The sequence below is a fragment of the Rhodococcus gannanensis genome (assembly GCF_042681175.1).
Lineage (GTDB): Bacteria > Actinomycetota > Actinomycetes > Mycobacteriales > Mycobacteriaceae > Rhodococcus_G > Rhodococcus_G gannanensis.
The window spans coordinates 40,061-54,767 of record NZ_JBHUFB010000020.1; the positions used below are offsets into that span (position 1 = coordinate 40,061).

A 14,707-nucleotide genomic window follows, 5' to 3' on the forward strand; every position below is an offset into this window, starting at 1 on the left:
GTCCGGGTCTACGAGGGGGATGAACGTGACGCGTTGGCGCAGCAGCCTGATGCCGGCGACATCTGCAGTGCTGACAGCGCAATTCGTCGCATTGGCGGTCGCGGCGATCGCGAGCGTCGCCGGAATGGTCTGGTGGCAGGCACTACTCGTCGGCGCCGTCCCCGCCGCCGCGATGCTGGTTCCCGTCCGGCGCCGCCGGGCACTGGACTGGATCGTCACCGCCGTGCGGTACCGGCGGACCGATCGGTCGCCCGAGCCCGAGATCACCGATTCGGCAGCGTCCGACGGAACCGTGATCGGGATGGTGTGGAACGGCGGGACAGTCTGCTCCGTGATCGAGGTGTTTCCCCCTCGAGGCGGCGTCACACGACTGGGGCGCGACGACGTCGTCGACGACCATCCGCTCCCCCTGGTCGCGCTGGCGGAATCGTTGGTCCAGCACGACATCTCGCTCGCAGGTGTGGACGTCGTCGCGCACGGTCGCCGCGTCGACCCGCACTCGCCGCCGGCCCGCGTGTACGACGAATTGGTGGGCCCCCTCCCCGCGATCGCGGCACGATCCGTGTGGCTCGTGGTCCGGTTCGACGCCGCGGTGCAGGCCCGGTCGGTCACCCTCCGGGGCGGTGGCACCGACGGTGCCGCGCGCGCACTGTCGGTCGCGACCCGACGAATCGCGCGCACCCTGACGCAGCTCGGCACCGAGAACCGGATACTTCCGGGCGCCGAGATCCGGCACGCCCGCGGGATCGTGACCGCCGATGTCACGCCGCGGTCCGCACCCCGGGAATGGAGTCACGTCGCCCTCCCCAACGGAATCAACACCGGATACTCGCTCGATCCACACCTGTTGTCCGCAGGTGTGCTCACCGATGTCTGGGCCGTGCGGACCGTGGCAACGACCGTCACGGTCCGCATCCGTCCGGGCGGAGTGACCGCGGCACGCATCGCGGCGTCGTGTCGCTTCACGACGGCTGGGGAACCGGATCGTCCACCAATCCCCGGGCTTGCGCCGACCACGGGCCGGGACGCGGACGCACTGGCGTCGCACCAGCCCGGATGCGCCCCGCACCTGGACTCGCTCACGGAGTTTGCGGACGTCGACGCCGCCGATCTGCGCCACGTGTCGCTGTCGCCCGGAGGGTGTGGGCAACTCGTCGGCGCGGACGCGGACGGTCGAGGAGTGTCGGTCCGAGCGGTGGGCCCCGACATCGAACGTCTCGACGTCATCGGGGAGCCGTATCTGGCGCAGCAGGTGCTGCTGCGGGCCGTCGCGACCGGCGCGCGCATCGCCGTGTACAGCGATCGACCACAGCTGTGGCGGCAGTTCGTGGGCTCGATCGGGGACACCGAACGACTTGCACTCGGCGGCACCGCGGGGCCGTCCGCGTCCACGACCGCCGTGGTGTTCGACGGCGTGGAACCGTTCCCGCTCCCCCGAGGTGTCACCACCGTCCACGTCGGTGACACCCCCAAGTCCGGGAACGTGTCGGTCGCGTTGCTGCAACCCGGCGGGTACGGCGGCCGGATCGTGTTGTGGGCGGCCGGTTCCCGCTACGACCTCACAATGGTCGGTACGACGGCCGAGGCGGCATTCCTGGGCCGGCCACGCTCGGCACCCGCACCGGCGCCGACTCCTGTTCACGCACCCGCGATGTGACCGGCCGTTCCCGACCGCTCGCGGGACCGCACTCGAGGAGTACTCACCCCGGATAGGGGCGGTGTGAACGAACACCGCGCACCGCGTCGGCCCACCACGCCAGTTGCTCGAGCAGGCGCGCGTGGCCGTCGATCGCAGCCCCGTCGTCGGTGTGGCCGTCGGCGTCGAATCGTTTGCGTGCCCGGTGGAAGCTGACAGTCTGGCGGACGGAGACCATGTGGACCTCCGCGACGACCTGCCGGAGCTGCTCGGTGGCGCGGAGACCGCCGGAGAGTCCGCCGTAGGACACGAATCCCACGGGCTTGCCGCGCCACTCCTCCTTCGCGGTGTCGACGGCGTTCTTCAGGGCTGCGGGATACCCGTGGTTGTACTCGGGAGTGACGAAGACGAACGCGTCCGCGGCGTCGACTCGGCTCCGGAATCGTTGCGCCTGCGGGCTGTCGGTGTGATCGGCGGGGAGGTCGGCGACGGCGAGGTCGAGCAGCGAGATCTCGAACCGCGGGTCGTCCTGCGCCAGGCGGACGAACCAGTCGGCGACGACGGGCCCGAACCGGCCGCTGCGCACGCTTCCGACGACGACCTCGAGGCGGATCCGGTCTGTGGTCACTTCCCCATCATGCCGTAGACGACGTCAGCCCCCGACCGGGTGGGCGGGGGCTGACGGACCTGGTCAGTTCAGGAAGCGAAGAGGGTGGAGACGTCCAGGCTGCCACCGGATGCCGGGTCGGACACCTCGACGGCGACGACCTGGGACGTCGACTCGCGGTAGTCGCCACCACCGGAGTACACGGCACTGACGGAATGCACTCCGGCGGTGTCGAAGACGTGTGACAGGCTCGCCCCACCGGAGACGATCGGCACGGGTGCGCCGACCGGCACACCGTTGTCCTGGAACTGGACCGTTCCACCCGCCGGTGCAGGCGTCACCGTCGCCTGAAGTGTGACGGCGGTGCCGACGGAGGCGAGAGTCGGCGCGGTGAGTGCGGTCGTCGTCGCGGTTGCCGGCGCATTCACCTGGACGTGCACGCCCATCGGCGCGAACGCCTGCGTGGACTGGAACGTCGAGACGTCGAAGGTGACTCCGCTGTCGAAGGTGCCCGGCGCGGCGGCGTCGGGAACACGGTACGTCACCTCGAAGGTGACGTCCTTGTTCGAACTCAGTGGACGGTCGGACACCAGCCAGTCGCCGCTGACCGAGAGTCGGTTGGCGGCGGCGTCCACCGCCGGAACCGGCGTCTCCGTCGACGGTCCCGAGAACAACTCCGACGACGTGACCTTGGCGCTACCCGGTACGTACTCGAATCCGGCGGGGTGAACGTCGGTGATCTTGGTGATGTATCGGTCGACGATGCTCGTCACCTCGAACACCGTCTTGTACGTGACGGTCGCGCCACGTCCCACCGCGCCGGGCGTCACGCTCTTGGTGACCTTGATGTTGTCGGTCGTCTTCGTCGCCGACGTCGCTGCCGTCGCGGTGCCCGCGCCCAGGCCGAGCCCGAGCGCGACCACCGCGGCCGCACCGATGGCGGCAACGGCACGACGAATCACGTTACGAGACATTCAGGTTCCGCCTCCGTTGTGTGTCGGGGCCGGTCAGGACCCGAACAGGTTGTTGAACATGTCCTCGATGGAGCCGGTGCCCTGCGTCTCAGGATCCACGCCGCCGACGACGGTGACGGTGACGATCTCGGAGGTCGACTCGTTGAGTACCGAGTTTCCGGTGAACGTGCCGGTGATCGCGTGCTCACCGTTGACGGTGAACACGTGGTCGAGCGTGCCGGTGCCTCCGATGATCTCGGCCTTACCGATGAGGACACCGCTGTCCTTGAACTCGACCGTGCCGCCGCCCTGGCCGGGGCTCACTGTCGCGAGGAACGTGACCGGCGTACCGGCCTGTGCCTCCGACGGGCCGCTGATGACCGTTCCGGTTCCCGCCGTCACCTCGATGAGCACAGGCTCGGAGGCCGATCCCTCGCGATCACCGGATCCGGTGAATTCCGCGGTGATGGTGTGAATGCCGTCCGTGGGGAAGGCGTAGGAGAGCGCGGCCTGGCCCTTCGTCGGGACCACCGAGCTGCCGATGTCCTCGCCGTTGTCCTTGAACTGCACCGCACCGCCGACGGTGTTGCGGGAGATCGTGGCGACCAGCTCGACCGGCTTGCCGCGAATCGCAGTCGCGGGCGCGGTGACCACCGTCTTGGTGGTCTTGCCCGGAGGCGCCACCTTCACGGTGACGCCCATCGGGTCGAACGCCTGGGTCGGCGCACCGGCGGCATCGAACACGAGCCCGCTGTCGAACTTGCCTTCCTCGGCCGCCTGCGACACCCGGTACGTCACCTGGAAGGTGACGTTCTTGTTCTCACTGCCCGCGCGGGACGACAGCAGCCAGTCGCCGTTGACGGTGATCTCGTTGTTGGGTGTGTCCACGGTCGGCGTGGGCGCCTCGGTCGCCATACCCGTCTCGGCTGCTGCGGAGGTCAGCTTCGCACTGCCCGAGACGTATTCGAATCCTTCGGGATGGACATCGGTGATCCGGGTGATGTTCCGATCGACCCCGTCGGTCGCCTCGAACACCGTCTTGTAGGTGACCGTGTCGCCGCGCTCGACCGCGCTCGTGGACACCGTCTTCGTCACCTTGATGTTGCCGGTCGTCTCCGTCACCGACATGGCCGCCGACGCGGTGCCCGCACCGATCGCGGACAAACCCAACGCCGCGAACGCCGCGACACTCACCGCCGCTACCAATCGGCGGGCACTGGGACGTGACATGTGGTCGATCCTCCATGTGTGGGAACCGGATTCGGTTCGTGTGTCGAGCAGAGTCGGGATGTGGGCGATGGGCCGCCTGTCAGGAACCGAAGATGTTCTCCAGCGATCCGGTTCCCGCGCCGCCGCCGGAGACCGTCACCACCGCCGGCGGGGACGCAGAGCCAACATAGCCGGGTCCGCCGGAATACACGGCAGTGACAGCCTTCTCACCCGACGACGAGAACGTGTGCGACAGGGCGGCCACCCCGCCGACGACGGCGACGGGTCCACCGATGGAGGTGGCGCCGACCTTGAACTGCACTGTGCCGGTGGCGCCCGCGGGTGCGACGGTCGCGATCAGTTCGGCGGCCTGACCGAGTGCGACCGATCCCGGCACGGTGACCGTGGTCGAGGTGAGAACGTCACCCGGGGCGGGATCGGTGACGGTGACGGTGACCGGTTGAGAGGTCGAACCGACGAATCCGGTTGTCCCGGAGTAGACGGCGGTGACGGCCTTGGCACCGGCGACCCCGAAGGTGTGGGACAGGGTTGCCACGCCCTCGTCCAGCGCGACCGGTGCACCGATGTTCACGGTGCCGTCCTTGAACTGGACCGTGCCGCCGGAGGGCGCCGGTGCGACGGTCGCCGTCAGCTGCACCGACTGACCGGTGGTCGACGACGCCGGCGCCTGGACCGTCGTGCTGGTGGTGGCGTCGGGTGCGCCGACCTTCACCGTTGCCGCGGCAGAGGTCGATCCGGCGAAGCCGACCGCCCCGGAGTACACGGCGGTGATCGACTTGGTTCCCGCCGTCGTGAAAGTCCACGGGAGTGTGGCGGTACCGCCCGCGGCGGCGACGGGTGCGCCGATATCCGTGGCGCCGTCCTTGAACTGGACGGTTCCGCCGTCGGGGGCGGGCGCGACCGTCGCCGTGAGATTCACCTGCTGCCCGGCGGTCGCGGTGGCCGGGACCTGCACCGTGGTCGCGGTCGCCACGTTCGGGACGTCGACGGTGACGTGGACGCCGATCGGGTCGAAGACTTGCGTCGTCTGGAAGGAGAAGACCTCGAACGTCAGCCCGCTGTCGTAGGTGCCGGGCTGCGCGGTGGGCGGCACCGTGTAGGACACCTCGAAGGTGACGTCCTTGTTCTCGGCGAGCCAGCGATCGGCGAGCAGCCAGTTCCCGCTGACCGAGAGCCGGTTGTTCGCGGCGTCGACGGAGGGGGTGACGTTGGAGGTCGACGGGCCTGTGACCAGACCGGATGCGGTGATCTTGGCGCTGCCAGGGACGTACTGGAACCCGGCGGGGTACACGTCGGTGATCTTGTTGAGATAGCGATCGACGGCGTTGGTGTCCTCGAACACCGAGGTGTAGGTGACCGTTGCGCCTCGTGTCGCGGTGCCGGGCGTCACGCTCTTGGTGACCTTGATGTTGTCGGTGGTCTTGGTCGCGGACGTCGCCGCCGACGCCGACGGCGTCGCGACGACACCGACGCCCAGGGTCACCAGTGCCGCAGCACCGATCGCCGCCACCAACCGACGCACAGCCGGACGAGCCATCACTACCCCCTCACGAACAGATCGCGTGCTCGCGGCCACGAATGCATGTGGTCGCACGCACGCAAAGTGGCATTACTTTAGCCAGTACGTTGCCGATCCGTGATCGAAACGGCGATTTGCCCAGGACGATCGTTCAGATCGTCGTCGCAGCTCAGCCGCCGCGGCGTTGAGGGGTCAGGTCGCCAGGCCTGTGGTGACGAGCGCGGCGAGTTCGCGATACGCCCGGGCGTCGTCGAGTCCCGTTGCCTCGGCGACCTGTCTGCGCTGGATCCGGACCATCGTCGCGGTGGTGACGTCGGCGACGAAGGCCGCGTGGACGTCACGGAACTCCCCCGACTCGACCCCGTCTGTGATGAGCTCCCGGACCCGGCCGGCCGCGATCTCGGTGTTCCGCTCGTACACCGGGCGCGCGGAATCGCTCTGGGCAAGGTCGGTCATGAACTGCAGGGACGCCGGCCTCAGTTGTTCACCGACCGCCTCGAGGTACGCCCGGATCCGGGCGTGCGCCCCGGTCGCCTCGCCAACGGCCCGCTCGACCCGCTCGGTCGCGGCCCGGAAGTAGTGCACCGTGGCGGCCCGGACGAGCTGTTCCTTGCTGGACGCGAGGGTGTAGAGCGTCGACTTCGAGCAGCGCAGGCGTCCGGCGATCTCGTCGAGGGTCAGGTGCGCGAAGCCCTCGGCCAGCAGGAGTTCGACGAGCTGGTCGAGCAGCTGGGCGCGCCTCGCAGCGCCACGAACCTGGGTTGCCATACCAAGAACTGTACTGGAGTATCGTCCTCAGTACCGATAGTGAGCGAAGGAGACCCCGTGCCCGTCGAACGCCTGCTCCCCACCCAGGAAGCGCACGACCTGATCGAGCTGACCAGGGACGTCGCCGACAAGGTGCTCGCGCCCCGCGTCGCGGAGTGCGAGAAGTCCGAGACCCTCCCCGACGACGTGTTCCCCGCGCTCGGGGCCGCCGGCCTGCTGAGCCTGCCGTACCCCGAGGAGTACGGTGGCGGCAACCAGCCGTACGAGGTGTACCTGCAGGTACTCGAGGAACTCGGGGCGCGATGGGCCGCGGTCGCGGTCGCGACGAGCGTGCACAGCCTCTCGTGCTTCGCGATGGCCACTCACGGAACGGACGAACAGAAGTCGAAGTGGCTGCCGGACATGCTGGGCGGCAACACGATCGGCGCCTACAGCCTGTCCGAGGCGCAGGCCGGGTCGGACGCCGCGGCGCTGGCCTGCAAGGCGACGGAGGCCGAGGGTGGCTACCGGATCACCGGATCGAAGGCGTGGATCACCAACGGCGGCCGGGCCGACTTCTACACCCTCTTCGCCCGCACGGGCGAGGCCGGCTCCCGCGGGGTGTCCTGCTTCTTCGTCGATGCCGACACCGAGGGTCTGAGCTTCGGCAAGCCCGAGGAGAAGATGGGCCTGCGCGCCGTTCCGACGACCTCGGCGCACTACGACAACGCCTTCGTTCCCACCGAACGGATGATCGGCAAGCCGGGACAGGGCCTCCCGATCGCGTTCAGCGCACTCGACTCCGGCCGCCTCGGCATCGCCGCGGTCGCCGTCGGCCTGGCGCAGGGCGCCCTCGACGACGCCGTCGCCTACGCCAAGGAACGCACGGCGTTCGGCAAGCGGATCATCGACCATCAGGGTCTCGGATTCGTGCTTGCCGACATGGCCGCAGCGGTCGACTCGGCGCGCGCGACCTACCTCGACGCCGCGCGGCGCCGCGACGCCGGACTCCCCTACTCACGTCAGGCCTCGGTAGCCAAGTTGGTCGCCACCGACGCCGCGATGAAGGTGACCACCGACGCGGTCCAGGTGTTCGGCGGGTACGGCTACACGCAGGACTTCCCCGTCGAGCGGTACATGCGCGAAGCGAAGATCACGCAGATCTTCGAGGGCACCAACCAGATTCAGCGACTCGTCATCGCTCGGTCCCTCGCAGGCTGAACCGTCCCGACCGACTGTGTCTGCAATCACATTGCACAAAGCGTTATAAAACTGTCACATAGACGCAAGCTCAGTGCACACGCAGACCAGTCGGGAGGTCGCGATGAAGACGAGTCACGCAGGTTCGAGACACCCGGTGTCCAGACACGGCGGTGGAGTCGGCGGTGCGCACTATCGTGCGCTGCTCCAGAACGTCGACCTGCCGGTGATCATGCACACCGACGAGGACCACGTCGTCGACGTGAACCGCGCCTTCGCCGAGTTCCTCGGCTACACGCTCCCGGAGGCCCGACATCTCGGGCCCCGGGAGTTCGTGCATCCACCCCTGCTCGCCGACTACCACCGAGCGCAGGCAGAGCTGGTCGCAGGCAAGAGGCTCGGCATGTCGGCCGACTGCGACCTCGTCCGCAAGAGTGGGGAGGTCGTCCGCGTCCGACTCACGAAGTCCGTCGCCCGACACAACGCGGAGACGGTCGTCATGACCGTCATCACGGACACCCGGTAGCCGGGGACGCCCGGCGCCCCGACGCCGTCAGCAACAACCGCCCGGCAACGACCGCACCTCGCGGGTTTCCGCGTTGCGCGAGGCCAGGTCCTCGTTCGCGGGGTAGTCGACCTTCACCAGACTCAGCCCGTGCGCCGGGGCGACGAGCACCGAGCTCGAACGTTCCCTCTCCTGGAGCAGCGCGGCCGTCCAGTCGACGGTGCGTCTGCCCTCGCCGACCGCGAGGACCGCGCCGACGAGACTGCGCACCATCGACCAGCAGAAGGCGTCCGCGCTCACGTACGCCGTGAGGATCTCGCCGTCTCCACCACCAGACCGGACGGAATCCTCGTCGGAGCGCACCCAGTCGAATCGCTGCAGGTCGCGGACGGTGGTCGCGCCCTCACGGCGCCGGCAGAACGCGGCGAAGTCGTGGAGTCCGAGCAGGGCGTGCGACGCAGCACGCATCGCGTCCAGGTCGAGCGCCTTGGGGACGGAGACCGTGTCGCGCGCCCGCAGCGGCTCCGCCCCGTATCGCGCCGTCGTGATCCGGTACTCGTAATGACGCCGGATCGCCGAGAATCGGGCATCGAACTCCACGGGAACCGGGGTGATCGCGGTGACCCGGACATCCGGCGGAAGGAACCGTGCGAGCCGGCGCACGAGGCGATCCGACTCGTCGAGGTCGTCCGGAAGATCCATGTGCGCAACCTGGCCGCTCGCGTGCACTCCGGCGTCGGTCCGCCCGGCGACGGTCAGCTGGACGGGCCGGCGCAGGACCGTCGAGATCGCCTCCTCGAGGACGCCACACACCGTGCGCAGGCCCGGTTGGCGAGCCCAGCCGGAGAAGTCCGTCCCGTCGTAGGTGACGTCGAGTCGAAAGCGAACGAACCCGCCGTCCCGGATGGGAGCGGCGGGTTCGTTCGCGGAAGCTGTCGCGTTCAGCGTCAGTCCTTCTTGGCCTCGTCGGCGTCCGCTGCGGTGGCGGTCTCGTTCTCGAGACCCTCCACGACGGCGTCGGCGTTCTCGACCTCGGCGTCGGTCGCCTCGGCCTCGACGGCCTCGACGACGTTCTCGGCCTTGGCGTCCTGCGAAGCCTGGACGCGGCGAGCGCGGTTGGCCTCGGAGGTGACCGTCTGCTCCTTGACGAGCTCGATGATCGCCATGGGAGCGTTGTCACCCTTGCGGGGGACGGTCTTGATGATGCGGGTGTAGCCGCCATCGCGCTCCGCGTAGAACGGACCGATCTCCGCGAACAGGGTGTGGACGACGTCCTTGTTGCGGATGACCTTGAGAACCTCGCGACGGTCGGCGAGGGTGCCACCCTTGGCCTTCGTCACGATCTTCTCGGCGTACGGACGCAGGGCCTTGGCCTTGGCCTCCGTGGTGGTGATGCGACCGTGCTCGAAGAGCGCGGTGGCCAGGTTGGCGAAGATCGCCTTCTGGTGCGAAGCCGACCCGCCGAAGCGGGCACCCTTCTTGGGCTTGGGCATGATGAATCTCCTAGTAAGGACCCAGTGAGCTGGTTACAGCTGCTCGGTCTCGGCGTAGTCCTGGTCGTTGCCATCGCCCTCGTTGAAGGCACCGGCGTCGGTGTCGCTCCAGGTCCCGGTGGCGGCGTCGTAGCCGGCAACCGTGGACGGATCGAACGAGGCCGGGCTGTCCTTGAGGGACAGGCCGAGCGAGTGCAGCTTGACCTTGACCTCGTCGATGGACTTCTGGCCGAAGTTGCGGATGTCGAGCAGATCGGACTCGGTGCGACCGACCAGCTCACCGACGGTGTGCACACCCTCGCGCTTGAGGCAGTTGTAGGACCGAACCGTCAGGTCCAGGTCCTCGATCGGCAGACCGAAGGAAGCGATGTGATCGGCCTCGGCGGGCGAGGGTCCGATCTCGATGCCTTCCGCTTCGACGTTCAGCTCACGGGCCAGGCCGAAGAGCTCAACCAGGGTCTTGCCCGCCGAGGCGAGCGCGTCCCGCGCGGTGATGGAGTTCTTGGTCTCCACGTCGAGGATCAGCTTGTCGAAGTCGGTGCGCTGCTCGACACGGGTCGCCTCCACCTTGTAGGTGACCTTGAGGACCGGCGAGTAGATCGAGTCGACCGGAATACGGCCGATCTCAGCTCCGGACGCCTTGTTCTGAACGGCGGGAACGTAGCCGCGACCGCGCTCGACGACGAGCTCGATCTCCAGCTTGCCCTTGTCGTTCAGGGTGGCGATGTGCAGATCCGGGTTGTTCACCGTGACGCCGGCCGGAGGCACGATGTCGCCTGCAGTCACGGCACCGGGGCCCTGCTTGCGGACGTACATGGTGACCGGCTCGTCCTCTTCGGAGCTCACGACCAGGCCCTTGAGGTTCAGGATGATGTCGGTGACATCTTCCTTCACGCCCGGGACGGTGGTGAACTCGTGGAGGACGCCGTCGATGCGGATGCTGGTGACAGCAGCGCCGGGGATCGACGACAGCAGGGTGCGGCGAAGCGAGTTGCCGAGGGTGTACCCGAAGCCGGGCTCAAGGGGCTCGATGGTGAACTTCGAGCGGTTGTCAGCGATGACCTCTTCGGTCAGTGTGGGTCGCTGCGAAATGAGCATGTGGATTTCCTCCTGTACGGGCGTCCGCTATTTGACGCCCAGTTGGATGGCGCCTCCGGCGCTCGTGCGCGGTTTGCGGGTCTGACGACACACAAACCGCGCACGAGCCGAAAAGGCTTTACTTCGAGTACAGCTCGACGATCAGCTGCTCCTGCAGCGGGACGTCGATCTGTGCGCGCTCGGGCTCCTGGTGGACCAGGACGCGCAGGCGGCCGGGGACGACCTGCAGCCACCCGGGAACCGGGCGCTCGCCGACCGTCTCACGCGCGACCTGGAACGGCAGCGTGCTCAGCGACTTCTCGCGGACGTCGATGATGTCGTACTGCGAGACGCGGTAGCTCGGGATGTCGACCTTCTTGTTGTTCACGAGAAGATGACCGTGAGTCACGAGCTGACGAGCCTGACGACGGGTACGGGCCAGGCCGGCGCGGTACACGACGTTGTCGAGGCGGGTCTCGAGGATGCGGAGCAGGTTCTCGCCGGTCTTGCCCGGGCGACGCACCGCTTCCTTGTAGTAGCGGACGAACTGCTTCTCCATGACGCCGTAGGTGAAGCGGGCCTTCTGCTTCTCCTGCAGCTGGAGCAGGTACTCGCTCTCCTTGATCCGCGCACGGCCGTGCTGGCCCGGCGGGTAAGGACGACGCTCGAACGCCTGGTCGCCTCCGACGAGGTCGACGCGCAGACGACGCGACTTGCGGGTGATGGGTCCGGTATAACGTGCCATGTTCTTTTACCTATCCTTCCCGCTACTTAGACGCGACGCCGCTTGGGCGGGCGGCAGCCGTTGTGCGGCTGGGGGGTGACATCGGAGATGGTGCCGACCTCGAGGCCGGCAGCCTGCAGCGAACGGATCGCGGTCTCGCGGCCCGAGCCGGGGCCCTTGACGAAGACGTCGACCTTCTTCACGCCGTGCTCCTGCGCCTTGCGGGCAGCGTTCTCGGCAGCGAGCTGCGCGGCGAACGGGGTGGACTTACGCGAGCCCTTGAACCCGACGTGGCCCGACGAGGCCCACGAGATGACGTTGCCGGCCGGGTCCGTGATGGACACGATCGTGTTGTTGAAGGTGCTCTTGATGTGAGCGGCACCGTGCGGGACGTTCTTCTTGTCCCTGCGACGCGCCTTCTGGGTCTTCTTCGGACCGGTGCTACGTGACTTCGGAGGCATTACTTCTTCTTCCCTGCGACGGTGCGCTTCGGGCCCTTGCGGGTGCGCGCGTTGGTCTTGGTGCGCTGTCCACGCACGGGCAGACCACGACGGTGGCGCAGGCCCTGGTAGCAGCCGATCTCGATCTTGCGCCGAATGTCGGCCTGCACCTCGCGGCGCAGGTCGCCCTCGACCTTGAGCTCCGACCGCTCGATGTAGTCACGAAGCGTGGTCAGGTCGTCGTCGCTCAGGTCCTTGCTGCGCAGGTCCGGGCTGACGCCGGTTGCGGAGAGGATTTCCTTCGCGCGGGTACGGCCAACGCCGTAGATGTAGGTCAGTGCGATCTCCATCCGCTTTTCGCGGGGAAGATCGACACCCATGAGTCGTGCCATGAGGCATTCCTTTTCGGTGTGCGGAGGTCTGCTCCCAGTCCGTCCCCTGTGTCATCGCCGTTCCGGTGAACCGGACCGCGATACGTCTCTCAACTAACTCAGTGGGGCCCCGGCCTCCGTGCCGGGGGTGCACCGGTGACTGCCGTTCGACCCGGAGGTCGGGTGGCCGTGGACACCGGCTGGTGCTGGAAGGTCATCTGTGCTTGTTGCCAAGCAGATCCTCGAGAGGAGTGATCAGCCCTGACGCTGCTTGTGGCGCAGGTTCTCGCAGATCACCATGACCCGCCCGTTACGGCGGATCACCTTGCACTTCTCGCAGATCTTCTTGACGCTCGGCTGAACCTTCACGTCTGTCTAATCTCCTGATGTGTCGCCCACCGGTCGGTGGACATACTTTCCCCAGACCAGGCGTGGCCCGGGAAGTTTCTACTTGTACCGGTAGACGATGCGACCGCGCGAAAGGTCGTAGGGCGAAAGCTCTACGACGACCCGGTCCTCGGGCAGGATGCGGATGTAGTGCTGCCGCATCTTGCCGCTGATGTGCGCGAGGACCTTGTGGCCGTTCTCCAGCTCAATGCGGAACATCGCATTGGGCAGTGGCTCGACAACTCGTCCCTCGACCTCGATGGCCCCGTCTTTCTTAGCCATATCCTCCGCGATCCGTTGGTGGGCATCGTTCTCCGTTACGGTGGTGCGGACGCGATCGAGAACCGCCCGCTCACTGGCTTCGAATTGCTCCCGAGAACGACGCGGGAAGCGGGACCGAAACAGCACACGACCGGCACGCAGGACGCACCATTGGTCCATGCTACCGGAGCTTGCCACCCAGGCCAAACGCGGCGTGTCTCCCCCACCGAACGAAGGGACGTCCAGCGTGCGCGCGGTCGTGCAGCGAGTGACCCAGGCCGCAGTCGAGGTCGACGGCGAGGTCGTGGCCCGTATCACTCCGGACTCGCAGGGACTGCTCGTCCTGCTCGGCGTCGGCCACGAGGACGACGCCGCGGGCGCCGCGGCCCTGGCCGGCCGGATCTGGCGGATGCGCATCCTCGACGGCGAGCGTTCCGCCTCGGACATCGGGGCTCCGGTCCTGGTGGTCAGCCAGTTCACGCTGCTCGGGGACGCCCGCAGGAGCCGGCGCCCGTCGTGGTCCGCCGCGGCTCCGCGTCCGGTTGCAGAACCCCTCGTCGACGCCTTCGCCGAGGCATTGCGCGACCTCGGCGCCGAGGTGGCGACGGGTCACTTCGGTGCCCACATGCGAGTGTCGTCGGTCAACGACGGACCGGTCACGATCCTGATGGAGACGTGAGGTCACTCATACGTCCCGGAAGACGAGTACGGCCCCCGCGTGTGCGGGGGCCGTACTCGTTGTCGACGTGCCTGCCTACTCGGGCCGAAGCGTCAGAATCCTCGGTCCGTCCTCCGTCACCGCGACGGTGTGCTCCCAGTGCGCAGCCCGGGAACCATCGACGGTCACGACCGTCCAGTCGTCGGCGAGAATCTTCGTCTCCGTGGTGCCGAGGGTCAGCATCGGCTCGATCGCCAGGCACGACCCGACGACGAGCTCCGGCCCACGGCCGGGCTTGCCCTCGTTGGCGAGGTACGGATCCATGTGCATCTCCCGGCCGATACCGTGACCGCCGTAGCCGTCGACGATGCCGTAGCTGCGTCCGTGCGCCTGCTCCGCCGCGAGGGTGCCCTGCTCGATCGCGTACGAGACGTCGGTGAGCCGGTTGCCCGGCAACATCGCCGCGATCCCCGCCTCCAGCGACAGCCGGGTCGCCTCGCTGAGATCGTGGTCCGCGGCGGAGAGGTCGCCGACGCCGAACGTCCACGCCGAGTCCCCGTGCCAGCCGTCGAGGATGGCGCCGCAGTCGATCGAGACGAGATCGCCCTCGGCGAGGACGTCGTCGGCGGACGGGATCCCGTGCACGACGCGATCGTTCACCGACGAGCAGATCGATCCGGTGAATCCGTGATAGCCGAGAAAGGACGGCACGGCCCCCGCATCGCGGATCGTCTGCTCGGCGAGGCGGTCGAGCTCGAGCGTGCTCACGCCGGGCTTGGCCGCGGCGCGGACTGCCACCAGGGTCGCGCCGACGATCGCCCCAGCCGCTGCCATCGCGTCGAGCTCACCGGCGGTGCGGAACGGAACGACCTTCTTACGACGAAACCCCATGGTCCGAC

The 14,707-nt window shown here is 67.9% G+C and carries 18 protein-coding genes; 4 read left to right on the forward strand and 14 right to left on the reverse strand.

Annotated features, from left to right (window positions below; genetic code table 11):
• The first annotated feature begins 19 nt into the window (after window positions 1-19).
• On the forward strand, window positions 20-1,657 hold the full coding sequence (eccE, locus tag ACFSJG_RS21245; RefSeq protein ID WP_378487243.1) for a type VII secretion protein EccE: 1,638 nt from the start codon (window positions 20-22) through the stop codon (window positions 1,655-1,657).
• A 43-nt stretch (window positions 1,658-1,700) separates the two neighbouring features.
• On the opposite strand, the gene ACFSJG_RS21250 is transcribed toward eccE, so the two are convergent.
• From ACFSJG_RS21250 to ACFSJG_RS21270, 5 genes are all read right to left on the reverse strand, one after another.
• Complete coding sequence (locus ACFSJG_RS21250; protein ID WP_378487244.1) at window positions 1,701-2,264, reverse strand: NADPH-dependent FMN reductase; 564 nt, start codon at window positions 2,262-2,264, stop codon at window positions 1,701-1,703.
• 68 nt (window positions 2,265-2,332) lie between these two features.
• Window positions 2,333-3,217, reverse strand: a complete 885-nt coding sequence (locus ACFSJG_RS21255; RefSeq protein ID WP_378487245.1) for an Ig-like domain-containing protein — start codon at window positions 3,215-3,217, stop codon at window positions 2,333-2,335.
• Window positions 3,218-3,250: 33 nt separating this feature from the next.
• Window positions 3,251-4,426 (reverse strand): Ig-like domain-containing protein, encoded by a 1,176-nt coding sequence (locus tag ACFSJG_RS21260; protein WP_378487246.1) that lies wholly within the window; start codon window positions 4,424-4,426, stop codon window positions 3,251-3,253.
• 79 nt (window positions 4,427-4,505) lie between these two features.
• A complete protein-coding gene (locus tag ACFSJG_RS21265) occupies window positions 4,506-5,963 on the reverse strand; it encodes an Ig-like domain repeat protein (RefSeq protein ID WP_378487247.1) in 1,458 nt (485 codons plus the stop codon).
• A 174-nt stretch (window positions 5,964-6,137) separates the two neighbouring features.
• Window positions 6,138-6,713: a TetR/AcrR family transcriptional regulator gene (locus ACFSJG_RS21270; RefSeq protein ID WP_378487248.1), complete on the reverse strand. Its 576-nt coding sequence runs from the start codon at window positions 6,711-6,713 to the stop codon at window positions 6,138-6,140.
• Between the two features lie 57 nt (window positions 6,714-6,770).
• Here ACFSJG_RS21270 and ACFSJG_RS21275 point away from each other — a divergent pair, with 57 nt between their 5' ends.
• Both ACFSJG_RS21275 and ACFSJG_RS21280 read left to right on the forward strand, forming a co-directional pair.
• Window positions 6,771-7,913 (forward strand): acyl-CoA dehydrogenase family protein, encoded by a 1,143-nt coding sequence (locus tag ACFSJG_RS21275; protein WP_378487249.1) that lies wholly within the window; start codon window positions 6,771-6,773, stop codon window positions 7,911-7,913.
• A gap of 136 nt (window positions 7,914-8,049) precedes the next feature.
• Window positions 8,050-8,418, forward strand: a complete 369-nt coding sequence (locus ACFSJG_RS21280) for a PAS domain S-box protein (protein ID WP_378487250.1) — start codon at window positions 8,050-8,052, stop codon at window positions 8,416-8,418.
• Window positions 8,419-8,445: 27 nt separating this feature from the next.
• On the opposite strand, the gene truA is transcribed toward ACFSJG_RS21280, so the two are convergent.
• From truA to infA, 8 genes are all read right to left on the reverse strand, one after another.
• Complete coding sequence (truA, locus tag ACFSJG_RS21285) at window positions 8,446-9,348, reverse strand: tRNA pseudouridine(38-40) synthase TruA (RefSeq protein ID WP_378487909.1); 903 nt, start codon at window positions 9,346-9,348, stop codon at window positions 8,446-8,448.
• Window positions 9,345-9,890, reverse strand: a complete 546-nt coding sequence (rplQ, locus tag ACFSJG_RS21290; protein ID WP_007531955.1) for a 50S ribosomal protein L17 — start codon at window positions 9,888-9,890, stop codon at window positions 9,345-9,347. Before rplQ ends, truA begins: the two co-directional genes overlap by 4 nt.
• Before the next feature lie 33 nt (window positions 9,891-9,923).
• Window positions 9,924-10,988 carry a DNA-directed RNA polymerase subunit alpha gene (locus ACFSJG_RS21295; RefSeq protein WP_050063864.1) on the reverse strand — a complete coding sequence of 355 codons (1,065 nt, stop codon included), beginning with the start codon at window positions 10,986-10,988 and terminating at the stop codon, window positions 9,924-9,926.
• Window positions 10,989-11,106: 118 nt separating this feature from the next.
• Window positions 11,107-11,712, reverse strand: coding sequence for a 30S ribosomal protein S4 (gene rpsD, locus ACFSJG_RS21300; RefSeq protein ID WP_007531951.1), 606 nt, complete (start codon window positions 11,710-11,712; stop codon window positions 11,107-11,109).
• A gap of 26 nt (window positions 11,713-11,738) precedes the next feature.
• Window positions 11,739-12,152, reverse strand: a complete 414-nt coding sequence (gene rpsK / locus ACFSJG_RS21305; protein ID WP_005239680.1) for a 30S ribosomal protein S11 — start codon at window positions 12,150-12,152, stop codon at window positions 11,739-11,741.
• The gene (gene rpsM / locus ACFSJG_RS21310) at window positions 12,152-12,523 is read right to left on the reverse strand and encodes a 30S ribosomal protein S13 (protein ID WP_378487251.1); all 372 of its coding nucleotides are present in this window, start codon (window positions 12,521-12,523) and stop codon (window positions 12,152-12,154) included. The genes rpsK and rpsM overlap by 1 nt, the downstream gene beginning before the upstream one ends.
• A gap of 234 nt (window positions 12,524-12,757) precedes the next feature.
• Entirely contained in the window at window positions 12,758-12,871 is a 114-nt protein-coding gene (gene rpmJ, locus ACFSJG_RS21315) for a 50S ribosomal protein L36 (protein ID WP_003938068.1), read from the reverse strand.
• A 78-nt stretch (window positions 12,872-12,949) separates the two neighbouring features.
• Window positions 12,950-13,171 (reverse strand): translation initiation factor IF-1, encoded by a 222-nt coding sequence (gene infA, locus ACFSJG_RS21320; RefSeq protein WP_003418601.1) that lies wholly within the window; start codon window positions 13,169-13,171, stop codon window positions 12,950-12,952.
• 226 nt (window positions 13,172-13,397) lie between these two features.
• On the opposite strand from infA, the gene dtd reads away from it, so the two are divergent.
• Window positions 13,398-13,829, forward strand: a complete 432-nt coding sequence (gene dtd, locus ACFSJG_RS21325) for a D-aminoacyl-tRNA deacylase (protein ID WP_378487252.1) — start codon at window positions 13,398-13,400, stop codon at window positions 13,827-13,829.
• Between the two features lie 75 nt (window positions 13,830-13,904).
• On the opposite strand, the gene map is transcribed toward dtd, so the two are convergent.
• Window positions 13,905-14,699, reverse strand: coding sequence for a type I methionyl aminopeptidase (map, locus tag ACFSJG_RS21330; RefSeq protein WP_378487253.1), 795 nt, complete (start codon window positions 14,697-14,699; stop codon window positions 13,905-13,907).
• Window positions 14,700-14,707 lie beyond the last annotated feature (8 nt).

What these genes read in the sequence shown, in the direction of transcription:
- rpsD (WP_007531951.1), bottom strand. Translation starts at nt 11,712, where the DNA reads ATGGCACGTTATACCGGACCCATCACCCGCAAGTCGCGTCGTCTGCGC.
- infA (WP_003418601.1), bottom strand. Translation starts at nt 13,171, where the DNA reads ATGGCTAAGAAAGACGGGGCCATCGAGGTCGAGGGACGAGTTGTCGAG.
- ACFSJG_RS21295 (WP_050063864.1), bottom strand. Translation starts at nt 10,988, where the DNA reads ATGCTCATTTCGCAGCGACCCACACTGACCGAAGAGGTCATCGCTGAC.
- rpsM (WP_378487251.1), bottom strand. Translation starts at nt 12,523, where the DNA reads ATGGCACGACTCATGGGTGTCGATCTTCCCCGCGAAAAGCGGATGGAG.
- ACFSJG_RS21260 (WP_378487246.1), bottom strand. Translation starts at nt 4,426, where the DNA reads ATGTCACGTCCCAGTGCCCGCCGATTGGTAGCGGCGGTGAGTGTCGCG.
- ACFSJG_RS21255 (WP_378487245.1), bottom strand. Translation starts at nt 3,217, where the DNA reads ATGTCTCGTAACGTGATTCGTCGTGCCGTTGCCGCCATCGGTGCGGCC.
- rpsK (WP_005239680.1), bottom strand. Translation starts at nt 12,152, where the DNA reads ATGCCTCCGAAGTCACGTAGCACCGGTCCGAAGAAGACCCAGAAGGCG.
- ACFSJG_RS21265 (WP_378487247.1), bottom strand. Translation starts at nt 5,963, where the DNA reads ATGGCTCGTCCGGCTGTGCGTCGGTTGGTGGCGGCGATCGGTGCTGCG.
- ACFSJG_RS21270 (WP_378487248.1), bottom strand. Translation starts at nt 6,713, where the DNA reads ATGGCAACCCAGGTTCGTGGCGCTGCGAGGCGCGCCCAGCTGCTCGAC.
- eccE (WP_378487243.1), top strand. Translation starts at nt 20, where the DNA reads ATGAACGTGACGCGTTGGCGCAGCAGCCTGATGCCGGCGACATCTGCA.
- rplQ (WP_007531955.1), bottom strand. Translation starts at nt 9,890, where the DNA reads ATGCCCAAGCCCAAGAAGGGTGCCCGCTTCGGCGGGTCGGCTTCGCAC.
- map (WP_378487253.1), bottom strand. Translation starts at nt 14,699, where the DNA reads ATGGGGTTTCGTCGTAAGAAGGTCGTTCCGTTCCGCACCGCCGGTGAG.